The organism is Micromonospora sp. NPDC049366 (assembly GCF_044466625.1).
GTDB lineage: Bacteria > Actinomycetota > Actinomycetes > Mycobacteriales > Micromonosporaceae > Micromonospora.
In genome coordinates, this window is record NZ_JBITMV010000010.1 from 188687 (window position 1) to 201216 (window position 12530).

At 72.9% G+C, this 12530-nt stretch carries 10 protein-coding genes; 6 read left to right on the top strand and 4 right to left on the bottom strand.

What is annotated here, in order from left to right; translation table 11 throughout:
* Window positions 1-45 precede the first annotated feature (45 nt).
* A complete protein-coding gene (locus ACIBTV_RS16665) occupies window positions 46-1842 on the top strand; it encodes a glycoside hydrolase family 15 protein (protein ID WP_396705710.1) in 1797 nt (598 codons plus the stop codon).
* Window positions 1843-1932: 90 nt separating this feature from the next.
* Here the strand turns inward: ACIBTV_RS16665 and ACIBTV_RS16670 are convergent, their stop codons facing one another.
* Together ACIBTV_RS16670 and ACIBTV_RS16675 are read right to left on the bottom strand one after the other, a co-directional pair.
* Window positions 1933-3123, bottom strand: coding sequence for a threonine synthase (locus ACIBTV_RS16670; RefSeq protein ID WP_396705711.1), 1191 nt, complete (start codon window positions 3121-3123; stop codon window positions 1933-1935).
* Window positions 3124-3137: 14 nt separating this feature from the next.
* Entirely contained in the window at window positions 3138-4190 is a 1053-nt protein-coding gene (locus ACIBTV_RS16675) for a DNA polymerase ligase N-terminal domain-containing protein (RefSeq protein ID WP_396705713.1), read from the bottom strand.
* Window positions 4191-4285: 95 nt separating this feature from the next.
* Between ACIBTV_RS16675 and ACIBTV_RS16680 the strand changes: the two genes are divergently transcribed.
* From ACIBTV_RS16680 to ACIBTV_RS16690, 3 genes are all read left to right on the top strand, one after another.
* Window positions 4286-5074, top strand: a complete 789-nt coding sequence (locus tag ACIBTV_RS16680) for an aldo/keto reductase (protein ID WP_396705714.1) — start codon at window positions 4286-4288, stop codon at window positions 5072-5074.
* A gap of 129 nt (window positions 5075-5203) precedes the next feature.
* Window positions 5204-5359: a hypothetical protein gene (locus ACIBTV_RS16685; protein WP_396705716.1), complete on the top strand. Its 156-nt coding sequence runs from the start codon at window positions 5204-5206 to the stop codon at window positions 5357-5359.
* Window positions 5359-6327 carry an N-acetylmuramoyl-L-alanine amidase gene (locus ACIBTV_RS16690; RefSeq protein ID WP_396705718.1) on the top strand — a complete coding sequence of 323 codons (969 nt, stop codon included), beginning with the start codon at window positions 5359-5361 and terminating at the stop codon, window positions 6325-6327. The genes ACIBTV_RS16685 and ACIBTV_RS16690 overlap by 1 nt, the downstream gene beginning before the upstream one ends.
* A gap of 53 nt (window positions 6328-6380) precedes the next feature.
* Here ACIBTV_RS16690 and ACIBTV_RS16695 read toward each other — a convergent pair whose 3' ends face one another.
* Entirely contained in the window at window positions 6381-7493 is a 1113-nt protein-coding gene (locus ACIBTV_RS16695; RefSeq protein WP_396705720.1) for a cellulose binding domain-containing protein, read from the bottom strand.
* 363 nt (window positions 7494-7856) lie between these two features.
* On the opposite strand from ACIBTV_RS16695, the gene ACIBTV_RS16700 reads away from it, so the two are divergent.
* Window positions 7857-8963, top strand: a complete 1107-nt coding sequence (locus ACIBTV_RS16700; protein ID WP_396705722.1) for an FAD-dependent monooxygenase — start codon at window positions 7857-7859, stop codon at window positions 8961-8963.
* 141 nt (window positions 8964-9104) lie between these two features.
* The gene (ctaD, locus tag ACIBTV_RS16705; protein WP_396705724.1) at window positions 9105-10862 is read left to right on the top strand and encodes a cytochrome c oxidase subunit I; all 1758 of its coding nucleotides are present in this window, start codon (window positions 9105-9107) and stop codon (window positions 10860-10862) included.
* 402 nt (window positions 10863-11264) lie between these two features.
* Here the strand turns inward: ctaD and ACIBTV_RS16710 are convergent, their stop codons facing one another.
* The gene (locus ACIBTV_RS16710) at window positions 11265-12512 is read right to left on the bottom strand and encodes an MFS transporter (protein ID WP_396705726.1); all 1248 of its coding nucleotides are present in this window, start codon (window positions 12510-12512) and stop codon (window positions 11265-11267) included.
* Between the last annotated feature and the right edge of the window lie 18 nt (window positions 12513-12530).

Consider the following 12530-nt stretch of genomic DNA (forward strand, 5'->3'; position numbering starts at 1 on the left):
GGCGTGGGTCGGTCTGTTCCGGCTCGTTGCGGGTACCCGCAGCGGGTGGAGCAGCCGGCGATCGCCGACTACGGATTCCTCTCCGACTGCCGCTCAGGCGCGCTGGTCAGCCGGGACGGGTCCGTCGACTGGTGGTGCCCGGCGCGGTTCGACGGCACCGCCGTCTTCGCCCGGCTGCTCAGCCCCCGCGCCGGCCACTACCGGCTGGCCCCGGTCGGCGCCGGCCGACCCGGCCACCGGGTCGAGCGGGAATACCTGCCGGACACGCTGGTGCTGCGGACCGTGCACCACACACCGGAGGGGAGCGTGGCGGTCACCGACGCGCTGGCCGCCGGAGACGGCGTACGCGGACACGACCTCGGGCTCAACTCGCCCGCCGTCCTGCTCCGGGAGGTGAAGGGGCTCAACGGACGGGTCCGCATGGCCCTGGACTTCACGCCGCGACCGGAGCACGGGCTGCTCACCCCGTACCTCCGCCAGCAGGCCGACGGCGAGGTGCTCGCCACCGCCGGCCCGACCACGCTGGTGCTGCGGGCCGGCGACCTGCCGCTGCGCGCGGGGGAGGACAGCGTCCGGGAGGAGTTCGAGGTCTCCGCCGGCCAGGTCGTCACCTTCGACCTGGCGTACGCGCCGGCCTACGGGGACCCGCCGGCCCGGCTCGACGCGTCGGCCGCGCTGCAGGAGACGACCTGGGCGTGGGAGTCGTTCCGCGAGACGCACCGGTACCCGGGCCGGTACCCCGACCTGGTCCGGCCCAGCGCGACGGTGCTGACCGGCCTCACGTACGGCCGCAGCGGGGCGGTCGCCGCCGCGCTGACCACGTCCCTGCCCGAACTGGTCGGCGGGGAGCGCAACTACGACTACCGCTACTCGTGGCTGCGCGACTTCGCGATGACCATGCGGGCACTGTGGGTGGCGGCCTGCCCGCACGAGACGTCCCGGCTCTTCGAGTGGGTGAGCCGGTCGATCGGGCGGATCGGCGACGACCCGGTGCCGGTCCTGTTCGGGTTGGAGGGGGAGCGGGACCTCAGCGAGCACACCTGCCCGCACCTGTCCGGCTACGCCGGCAGCGTGCCGGTGCGGATCGGCAACGACGCCTGGCGGCAGCGTCAGCTCGACGTGCCCGGCGAGGTCCTCTCCGCCATCTGGCGACTGCGGGACCACCTGGGCGGCACCTTCGACCACAAGCTGCGGGACATGGTGCTCGGGCTGACCGAGCAGGTGGCGAGCTCCTGGTGGCTGCCGGACCAGGGAATGTGGGAGACCCGGGAGGACGAGCGGCACTACGTGTCGTCCAAGGTGCTCTGCTGGGTGGCGATGGACAGCGCCGTGCGGCTGGCCGACCGGTTGGGGGAGCGCGCCGACCCGCGCCGGTGGGCCGCGGTCCGGGACGAGATCCGCGCGACCGTGCTGCGGGAGGCGTGGAACGATGAGATCGGGGCGTTCACCGGCGCGTTCGGCTCGGCCGAGCTGGACGCCTCGGCGCTCTTCCTCCCGGTGGTGCACTTCCTGTCGCCGAACAACCCACGGATGCGGTCGACCATCGAGGCCGTCCAGCGCGAGCTCGGCACCTCCGACGGCCTGATCCGGCGCTGGTCCACCGACCCGGCCGGCTTCGTGCTCTGCTCCTACTGGATGGTGGAGTGCCTGGCGATGGCCGGCGAGACGCGGCGCGCCGAGGAGCTGTTCACCCGGGTCTCCGGCCACGCGAACGACCTCGGGCTGCTCAGCGAGCAGATCGACCTGGCCACCGGGGCGCACCTCGGCAACACGCCGCAGGCGCTGTCGCACATCGGCCTGATCAACGCCGCCTGGCGACTCACCGACCCCGTCGGCCTGTGACGGCGGCCGGCGCGGTGGTTCCCGCCCGCGTGGCGGCCTCGTCAGCTCCCGCGCGGCTCGGCCGGCGAGGCGGGGCCCCGCTCGGGCCGGTCAGGTGAGCACCGGCACGCCGGAGACGTCGACCGTCTCCGGGTACTTCAGGCCCGCGCCGGTGTTGAGCACCACGACCCGCTCGCCGGCCCGGATCCAGCCGCCGGCCCGCAGCTGCCGGGCGGCGGTCAGGCACGCCGCGCCCTCCGGGCAGAGCAGCAGCCCTTCCCGGTCGGCGAAGTCCCGCAGGTCGGCCAGGATCTCCTCGTCGGTCACCGCCACGGCCGTGCCGGCGCTCTCCCGCAGGGCCGTCAGGATCAGCTCGTCACCGAGCGGGGACGGCACGGTGATGCCGAACGCCACGGTCTGCGCGTCGACCCAGGGCTGGGCGCGGTCCTCGCCGGCCGCGAACGCCCGCACGATCGGCGCGCAGCCGGTGGACTGCACCGCCACCAGCCGGGGCAGCTTGTCCTCCACCCAGCCCAGCTCGCGCAGCTCGTGCAGCGCCTTGTGGATGCCGATCAGGCCGACCCCACCGCCGGTCGGATAGATGATCACGTCGGGCACCTGCCACCCGAGCTGCTCGACGATCTCGTACCCCATGGTCTTCTTGCCTTCGAGCCGGTACGGCTCGCGCAGCGTGCCCGCGTCGAAGATCGCCCCGTCGGACGCGCCGACCAGCTCCGCGACCCGCCGGCCGGCGTCGCTGATCAGGCCGTCCACCAGGCTCAGGTCGGCGCCGGCGGCCACGCACTCGCGTCGGCAGATGGTCGGCGCGGAGAGCGGCATGACGATCGTCGCGCCCATGCCGGCCCGCGCCGCGTACGTCGCCCACGCCGCCCCGGCGTTGCCGTTGGTCGGCATGGCGATCCGTTCGACGCCCAGCTCGCGGGCGCGGCTGACGCCGACCGCGGCGCCCCGGGCCTTGAAGGAGCCGGTGGGGGTCAGACCCTCGTCCTTGACCATCAGGTCCGGGATGCCGATCTCCGCCCCGTAGCGCGGGGTGCGCAGCAGTGGCGTCCATCCCTCGCCGAGCGTGGTGACGTGCCGGGGGTCCGCGACCGGCAGCACCTCCCGGTAGCGCCACAGGTCGGCGGGGCGCAGCGGGAACTGCTCCGGGGTGACCGCCCGGGCGACCGCGGCCAGGTCGTAGCGGGCCAGCACCGGTGAGCCGCAGTCGCAGAGGTTCTGTGGGCGGTCCGCCGGGTGTTCCTTGCCGCAGCGGGGGCACTCCAGGTGGGTCAGGTACACGTCGATCCTCGCCGTCAGCTCGCGTCGATGCTCAACCAGCGCCGGCTGCGTCGGCCCGGCTCGTAGCCCGAGTCCAGCCGTTTCGCCACCACCCCGGGCAGCCCCTGCTCGCGGCCCGTGCGCAGCGCCTCGGCGCCGGTGCCGGGGAACCACGGCGGAGTCTGCCAGTGCGGACCGTTCAGCGCCAAGCCGTCGAGCAGTTCACGGCGCTGCGCGTACGGCAGGTCGACGCAGCTCGCACCCTCCAGCCAGAGCAGGTCGACGAGCAGGTACTGGGCGCCGGCGGGCACCCGAGCGCCCGCCTTGGGCGGCGCCGGACGTACCCGGCCCGCGCCGTCGATCCGCACCAGCACCCCGTCGAGGACCGCCTCGGTCGGTGCGAGGGTCTCGGCGAGGTCCCGCAGCCAGCCGTACGACCCGGTCACGTCCTCGTCGGTGGCGGAGAGCAGCCGCAGCCTTCCGCCCGAGACGTACGCGACCGCGCGGAAGCCGTCCCAGCGCAGCTCGTACCCCCAGTTGTCCTGGTCGCGGGGGAGCCGGGCGGCTGGCGTGGTGTGCATCGGTCGGACCAGCTCGGGCATGCTCGTCCAGCCCTCCGGCGGTGGGTCCGTGCGGCGGACCATCCAGTCCCGGCCGTCCCGGCCGCCGGTGGCGAAGAGCACGTACCGCCCGGAGGTGCGCTCCCCGTCGAGGACCACGATCACCTCGTCGTCGCGCCACTTCTCGGCGCGGTAGGTCCCCCGGTCGTGGATCCGCATGGCGCCGCCGCCGTATTCACCGGCCGGGATCTCGCCCGCGAAGTCCAGGTACTCCATCGGGTGATCCTCGGTGTGCACGGCGAGGTGGTTGCGGCCGGAGTCGCGGGGCAGGCCGCGCGGCACCGCCCAGGACGCGAGCACACCGTCCCGCTCCAGCCGCAGGTCCCAGTGCAGGCTGCGGGCGTGGTGCTGCTGGATGACGAACCGGGCCGCGCCGCGCCCACGGCGGCGTGCGGTCCGCTCCGGCACCGGCTCCGGGGTCCGGGCCGCGTCCCGTCTGCGTCGGTACTCGTCCAGCGGGTCCGCCACACCCGCATTCTCCGGCAACCGGGGCCGACCCGCTGGTGGCCCGGCCGGTCCCGTTCCGCCGCATGCCGGGGACGAGGAGGGGTAGAACGGTCGTCATGGACCACGAAGACCAGCCCACCGTCCTGCTCCCCGGCGAGGTCCGGATGCCCCTGCTCGGGTTCGGCACCTGGCAGGCGACCGGTAAGTCCGCGTACGACGCCGTGCTGGCGGCGCTCGACGCCGGTTACCGGCACATCGACACCGCCACGGTCTACGGCAACGAGGAGGAGGTCGGCCGGGCGGTGCGGGAGAGCGACCTGCGCCGGGAGGACCTCTTCATCACCACGAAGCTGCCGCCGAACCGGGTGGGCCGCGAGCGCGAGACCCTGGAGGCGAGCCTCGAGGCGCTCGGTACCGACCACGTGGACCTGTGGCTGATCCACTGGCCGCCGGCCGCACCGGGGGACAGCATCCCGCTGTGGCGGGAGCTGCTGGCCGCGCGGGACGAGAGCCTGACCCGGGCGATCGGGGTGAGCAACTACAGCACGCCGGAGATCGACGAGCTGATCCAGGCGACCGAGGAGAACCCGGCGGTCAACCAGATCAAGTGGAGCCCCTTCCTGTACGACCGGCAGCGGCACATCGAGCACCGGGACCGGGGTGTCGTGCTGGAGGGCTACAGCCCGTTCAAGACCAGTGACCTGTCCGACCCGGTGCTGAGCCGCATCGCGTCGGCGCACGGCGTCTCCCCGGCCCAGGTGGTCCTCCGTTGGCACATCGACCACGAGATCGTGGCGATCCCGAAGAGCGTCACGCCGGACCGGATCCGGGCCAACGCCGACATCTTCCGGTTCTCGCTGACGGCGGAGGAGATGCGCGACATCGACGCGCTCGGCACCGTCTGATCGGGCAATTTCCTTCATCCGGCGCCAAGGGATTGAAGGGTATCGACATCGACGCACGTGAGCGGGTAGCGTGCCCGCCATCACGTACGTCGATGCGTCTGATCCCCTCCGTCCGGCTGAAGGAGCGTCATGGCCACGTCCCGATCCGTCCGTCTGCGCCGCCGGGTCCTGCTCGGCGTCCCGGCCCTGCTGGCCGCCGCACTCACCGCCACCGCCGTCCGGCCCGCCCCGGCCGCCGCCGCGCCCCGGGCCGAGTGCCTGGCCGACCTGCTCGACGCCGCCTGATGGCCACCATCCCCTGGCTCGTCGACGTGCTGCGGGGCGCCGGCGTCCAGGTCGTGGTCGAGGGCGACTGGCTCAACCGGATGCGCCCCGGTGACTTCAACCCGATCGGCGTGCTCTGGCACCACACCGCCTCGACCTCCAGCGCCACCAACCCGCACCCGGCCCTGAACATCTGCATCAACGGTCGATCCGACCTCGCCGGGCCGCTCTGCCAGGCGCTGGTCGACTACCACGGCGTCTTCCACGTCATCTCCGCCGGCCGCTGCAACCACGCCGGTGTCAGCGGCGGCAGCGGACCGATCCCGGCCGGCGACGGCAACACCCTCATGATCGGGTGGGAGATCGACTACAACGGGGTCAGCCAGGAGATGACGGCGGCGCAGTACAACGCGTCGATCGTCGCCACGGCGGCCGTGCTCACCCGGCTCGGCCGGGACGCCAGCCACGCCCGGGGGCACCGGGAGACCAGCACCACCGGCAAGATCGACCCGTCGTTCATCGACCTGAACGTGATGCGGGCCGACGTCGCCGCTCGGATGGCCGGCGGCGGCACGGCCTGGTCGTCGGTCGTGGACAACACCACCACCACCGGCCGGTTCACCGCCAGCGGCAACTGGGGCGTCTCGTCGTACTCCGGCCAGCGCTACGGCGCCGACTACCGGTACGCCGACCCGGTCGCCGCGAGCGACCCGGCCTGGTACCGCTTCAACGTCCCCGCGGCCGGCAACTACCGCGTCGACGCCTGGTGGCCGGCCAACTCCGGCTACAACGGCGCGACGCCCTACATCGTCGCCACCAGCAGCGGCAACCGCACCGTCTACGTCGACCAGCGGGCGAACGGCGGGCAGTGGCGCACCCTCGGCACCTTCGCGCTGCCCGCCGGGGACGCCGACCGGGTGGCGGTCAGCCGGTGGAGTTCGGCCGCCGGCCTGGTCATCGCCGACGCGGTCCGGCTCACCCGGGTCTGACCCCGGGCCGCGCACGCGGGGTGCGGCGGTCACCGCCGCACCCCGCGTCCGGCTCAGGCGCGCGAGCAGGCCACGCCGTTGAGGGTGAAGGCGCTCGGCGAGGCGTACGCCCCGCTCAGCGTCCCCTGGTAGCCGAAGCTGGCCGTGCCGCCCGGGGCGATGGTGCCGTTGTAGCCCACGTTGCGTGCGGTCACCGCGGCGCCGCTCTGGTTCACCGTGGCGTTCCAGGCGTTCGTGACCTGCTGCCCGGCGGGCAGCGTGTACGCCAGCGTCCAGCCGTTGACCGGGCTCGTGCCGGTGTTGCGGATCTGCACGTCGGCGGTGAACCCGCCGCTCCAGGCGTTCGCCGTGTAGGTCACCGCGCAGCCCGTCCCGCCCGGCGGCGGGGTGGTCGGGGGTGTCGTGCCGCCGCCGTTCACCGTGGCCGAGAACGAGGTCACCGCCAGGCCCACGCCGCCCTGCCACGGCTCGAAGCCCGCCTGGATGCTGGTCAGGTACCAGGAGTTGGTGATCGCGCCGCGGTTGCGGACGTCGGCGATGAAGTCCAGCACGCTGAAGTTCAGGCTGCTGATCGGCGAGGGCGCCACGTACGAGATGACGTTGTTGGAGCCGTTGCTGCCCCGCCAGACCTCCCAGGTGCGGCCGGCGAGCGTGGCCGTGCCGACCGGTGAGCCGATGGGCTGGATGGAGCCCTGCCGGTTGAGCCAGATCATGATCTCCATCTGGTTCACCCCGTCGGTCTTCGGCGACGGGTCGAGCCAGATGTCGTACGAGGCGTTGTAGGTGGCGCCGCTGACGTACCGGTAGCTGATGCTGCTGGTCGCGCTGCTGATCTGGCTCACCTGGATCGGCAGGTTGGTGCCGGGTGAGCAGTTGGTGTAGTGGCAGCCGAAGAAGACCGACGGGTACGCCGTCGGCGCGCCGTTGGTGGGGTTGCTGCCGTTCTGGGTGGTGATCTCGAAGCCGGTGCCGGTGACGTTGATGCACTGCTGGGCGCTGGTGCCCCACCGGTTGTTCTGCACGACGTAGCGGTTGCCGATGACGGTCGAGCCGTACTGCTCGCAGATCAGGGTGTCGGCGGAGGCGCTCCCGCCGAGGGCCACGGCGACGATGGAACCGTTGACCAGCAGGCCGGCGGCCACCAGGGCCCGAAGTCGACGTTTCATGCTGCTCCTAGCGCTGTGGCGCTGCCCGGGCGCCGACGGTCGATGCGGGACGGTGAGTGGGGGCGGCCGATGCGACCGCCGACCACGGGAGCGCTCCCACGCTAGCTAATACATTTACATCCTTGAAACCCTTCCGCAACCGTGACCGGAAAATCGCCTCCCCGGCCGACCCCTTCGGCGCGGGGGTCCGCCACCCGACGGCGGTGAACCGCCCAGGTGACAGTCCTGTCCCGGCCGGGCGACACCCGCGCCGCGCCGAGGAGCGCGGCCGCCGGGGCTGATCGGCCCTGGTGTGCGCCGATTGCGCCGAGTAGTGTCTTGCATCCGACGCGTGCCGATCCCCTCCGGAGGCGTACCGCAACCATGGGTGGTTCACCCCTGCGCATCCTCGTCGTCGGCGCGGGCATCGCCGGCCTCGCCGTGGCCCGGGCGTTGCGGATGGCGGGCTTCCGTCCCGACGTCACCGACAAGCTCCCGCCGGGCGAGTCCCACGAGACCGGGCTCTACCTGCCCGGCAACGCCGCCCGCGCGCTGCGCCGGCTCGACCTCGACGGCCCCGTCCGCCCCCTCGGGCACGTCGTGCACCGGCAGCGCTTCCTCGACGCCGACGGCGCGCCGCTCTGCGAGGTCGACCTGGACGTGCTCTGGGCCGGCGTCGGCGAATGCCGGGCGCTGCCCCGGGCCGAACTGCACCGGGTGCTGCTCACCGGCGCCGGCGGGGCGGTGCGGCACGGCGCCGAGGTGCGCGCCCTCGACCTGCTCCCGGCCGGCGTCGGCGTGACGTTCGTCGACGGCACCAGCGCCGAGTACGACCTGGTCATCGGCGCGGACGGGCCCCGCTCGTCGGTGCGTACCCTCGCCGCGCTCGGCGGCCCACCCCGACCCGCGGGCCAGGTCGTCTACCGCACGGTGCTGCGCGACGGGCCGCCGGTCACCGAGTGGACCGCGCTGCTCGGCCAGCGCTCCGGGATCCTCGTGGTGCCGATCGGCGGCGGCCGGCTGCACTGCTACGCCGACGAGGCCGGCACCGAGGCGCCCGCCGACCCGGTGGCCCGGCTGCGCGAGCTCTTCGGCGCGTACGGGGGGCCGGTGCCCGAGGTGCTCGACGCGGTCGAGGGGGTGCACGTCGGCGTCACCGACGAGGTGGAGCTGGGCCGCTGGTACCGGGGACGGGTGCTGCTCGTCGGCGACGCCGCGCACGCCACCGCGCCCACCCTGTCCCAGGGTGCGGCGATGGCCCTGGAGGACGCCGTGGTGCTCGCCGAGTCACTGAAGGCGGCCGGCAGCGTCGAGGCGGCCCTCGTCGCGTACGAGAGTCGCCGCCGTCCGCGTACGCGATGGGTGCGGGACCGGACCAGGGACCGCAACCGGACCCGGGACGTTCCACCGGCGCTGCGCGACCCGCTGCTGCGCGGGCGCGGCGGCCGCATCTTCGGCGAGCACTACCGGCTGTTGCTCGGCCCGCTCTAGGTGTTCGTCGGCGCGGCCGATGATCGTAGCTGGCCACCCCACGCGGCAGGGCCACCTGCCGGGGACTATCCTCCTTGCGGATGACGGCCCGCTGAAAATCAACGCGTGCCGAGCGGGACAACCGAGAACCGGAGGCCACTCGTGACCACCGTCGCACCCAAGCCGGTCGTGACCCGGCCCTGGCCGGTCCGAGAGCCGGTCAAGGGGTCGGCCATCGCGCGGCTGCTGCGGACCACGGACGCGAAGCAGATCGGGATCATGTACATGGTCACCGCGTTCGCGTTCTTCATGATCGGTGGCCTGATGGCCCTGATCATGCGGGCCGAGCTGGCCCGGCCCGGGCTGCAGTTCCTGTCGCCCGAGCAGTACAACCAGCTGTTCACCATGCACGGCACGATCATGCTGCTGTTCTTCGCGACGCCGATCGTGTTCGCCTTCGCGAACTACATCGTGCCGATCCAGATCGGCGCGCCGGACGTCTCGTTCCCGCGGCTGAACAGCTTCGCCTACTGGCTGTACCTGTTCGGCGGCACCATGGCGACCGCCGGGTTCATCACCCCCGGTGGCGCGGCCGACTTCGGTTGGTTCGCGTACGCCCCGCTGAGCAGCGTGGAGCACTCCCCGGGCGTCGGCGCCAACATGTGGATCATGGGTCTGGCCATCTCCGGTCTGGGCACCATCCTCGGTGCGGTCAACATGATCACCACGGTCCTCACCCTGCGCGCCCCCGGCATGACCATGTTCCGGATGCCGATCTTCACCTGGAACATCCTGGTCACCAGCCTCCTGGTCATCCTGGTCTTCCCGCTGCTGGCCGCCGCGCTCTTCGCGCTCGCCGCGGACCGCATCCTCGGCGCCCACGTGTACGACCCCGCCACCGGCGGCCCGATGCTGTGGCAGCACCTCTTCTGGTTCTTCGGACACCCCGAGGTGTACATCGTCGCGCTGCCGTTCTTCGGCATCATCAGCGAGATCATCCCGGTCTTCTCCCGTAAGCCGATCTTCGGCTACAAGGGCCTGGTCGCCGCGACCCTCGCCATCGCCGCCCTGTCGATGAGCGTCTGGGCGCACCACATGTTCGCCACCGGCCAGGTGCTGCTGCCGTTCTTCAGCTTCCTGAGCTTCCTCATCGCCGTGCCCACCGGTATGAAGTTCTTCAACTGGATCGGCACGATGTGGCGGGGCCAGGTCAGCTTCGAGTCGCCCATGCTCTGGTCGATCGGCTTCCTGGTGACGTTCCTCTTCGGCGGTCTCACCGGTGTGCTGCTCGCCAGCCCGCCGCTGGACTTCCACGTCTCCGACTCGTACTTCGTGGTCGCGCACTTCCACTACGTGCTCTTCGGCACGATCGTGTTCGCGGTCTTCGCCGGCATCTACTTCTGGTTCCCGAAGATGTTCGGCCGGATGCTCGACGAGCGGCTCGCCAAGGTGCACTTCTGGCTGACCATGATCGGCTTCCACACCACGTTCCTGGTGCAGCACTGGCTCGGCAACGAGGGCATGCCCCGCCGGTACGCCGACTACCTGCCCAGCGACGGCTTCACCACGCTGAACATGGTCTCCACCATCGGCGCGTTCATCACCGGTATCTCCACGCTGCCGTTCATCTACAACTGCTGGAAGTCGTACAAGACCGGCCCGGTGGTCGAGGTCAATGACCCGTGGGGCCACGGCAACTCGCTCGAGTGGGCCACCAGCTGCCCGCCGCCGCTGCGCAACTTCGACCGGATGCCCCGCATCCGCTCCGAGCGGCCGGCCTTCGACGCGAAGTTCCCGGAGCTGGCCGCAGGCCAGACCCTCGCCGGGCCGCCCGAGGGTGGTGCCAAGCCGCTCACCAGCGAGTCCGACGGCGGCGCCAGCTACACCGAGGACACCGCCAGCAACATCGACCGGGCCTGACCGCCCGACCCGCACCGCGTACGACGGGCGTCACCCCTCAGGGGTGGCGCCCGTCGCCGTCGTACGGCCCCACCATGCGGCTGCGGGCTTGGGTCGGGTCGGCCGTGCGGCTCGGTTTCGCGGGCGTGATCCACTCGGGTTTCCGGATGGCGGCGTGTCCGGGTGGCTGGGACTCCCCGACTTCCAGGAACTCGAGCGATCACGCCCCGGAAATGGGGATGCCCCCCCGGCACCCGGCCCTCGGCACCGGCCCCGGGCCCCCGGCCCCGGCCCTCCGTTCCCGGGTCCCCCGGTCCCGGCCTCCCCGGCCTGCGGGCCCCGAGCCGGGTGGGTCCTGGGCTCCGCCCGGCTCGGGCCCGGCGGCCAGATGGGACCGGGGGTCGGGCTGGCTTCGGGTCCGGCTCAGCGGGTCGAGGTGGTGACCAGGTCCAGGTCAGGCTCGGCGGGGACGGTGGTGCCGGCGCGGCGGCGGCGTAGCTCCAGGGGGAGCACGGCGAGCGCCACGAGGGCGCCGATGGTGCCGGTCACCGCGAAGCCCCAGGCCGGCGCGGACGCGTCGATCACCGCGCCGGCCAGTGGGGCGCCGACCGCGATGCCGACGGTGACCGCGGAGCCGTGCAGGCCCATCGCCTCGCCGCGCGCCTCGGGCGGGGCGAGGCGGCTGACCGCGTCGGCGGTGGCGGCGATCGTGGGGGCGCAGAGCGCACCGGCGGGGATCATGGCGAGGCAGAGCAGCCACCAGTGTGCGCCGCCCAGCCCGACCGGGATGGTGCAGAGGCTCAGCGCGGCCATGAGGGCGAGCGGGGAGACCGGGCGGTGCGCCGCCCCGTACGCGAAGCCGCCGGCCAGCGAGGCGACCGCCCACATGGCGAGGACGGCGCCGGTCCAGCCGGCCTCGCCGCTCTCCCGCAGCACGGCGACGACGGCGACGTCGGTGCCGCCGAGCACCAGCGTGGCGGCGAGGCTCACCGCCAGCACGGCCAGCAGCCGGGGTGTCACCCATTCCCGGCGGGACACCCGGCGGGGCGGTGCCGTCGGGTCGGTCACGCCACTGGTGGGCGGGTTGAGCAGCCAGAACGCGATCCCGGCGGCGACGATCCCCGCGCCGACCAGGTAGAGGGTGGTGCGTGCCGAGATCGCGGTGACCAGCGCCACGGCCAGCGCCGGGCCCACCATGAACGACAGCTCCACCGACATCGAGTCGAGGGCGTACGCCGGGCGGCGCCGCTCCTCGGGCACCAGCGCGGCGACGGACTGGCGGACCACGGAGAAGATCGGCAGGGCGAGCGAGCCGGCGACGAAGGCGGCCGGCAGCAGCAGGAGGTACGACAGCGACGGTGCGGTGGACCAGAAGACCGCCTCGACGATGCCGGTGAGCAGGAGCACCGGCCGCAGCCCCCGGCGGTCGATGAGCCGGCCGAGCAGCGGGCCGCCGATCGCCGCGCCGACGGTGACGGCCGCGCCGACCAGCCCGGCCGCGCCGTAGCCGCGGCCGAGGTCCTGGACGACGTAGAACGTCAGGGTCACCCCGGTCGCGGTGAGCGGGATCCGCGCGAGCACGGCCACCAGCAGCAGCGACCGGAGACCGGGCAGTGCGAGCGTCTCGCGGTAAGGCTTCAGGTTCACGATGGTCCGTACCTCCCGCGCCATCCTCGGCGTCGGGTGTGA

Bases quoted from the DNA above. Each gene is read 5' to 3' on its own strand.
- ACIBTV_RS16680 (WP_396705714.1), top strand. From the start codon at position 4,286: ATGGACCACGAAGACCAGCCCACCGTCCTGCTCCCCGGCGAGGTCCGG.
- ACIBTV_RS16685 (WP_396705716.1), top strand. From the start codon at position 5,204: ATGGCCACGTCCCGATCCGTCCGTCTGCGCCGCCGGGTCCTGCTCGGC.
- ACIBTV_RS16690 (WP_396705718.1), top strand. From the start codon at position 5,359: ATGGCCACCATCCCCTGGCTCGTCGACGTGCTGCGGGGCGCCGGCGTC.
- ACIBTV_RS16695 (WP_396705720.1), bottom strand. From the start codon at position 7,493: ATGAAACGTCGACTTCGGGCCCTGGTGGCCGCCGGCCTGCTGGTCAAC.
- ACIBTV_RS16700 (WP_396705722.1), top strand. From the start codon at position 7,857: ATGGGTGGTTCACCCCTGCGCATCCTCGTCGTCGGCGCGGGCATCGCC.
- ACIBTV_RS16710 (WP_396705726.1), bottom strand. From the start codon at position 12,512: ATGGCGCGGGAGGTACGGACCATCGTGAACCTGAAGCCTTACCGCGAG.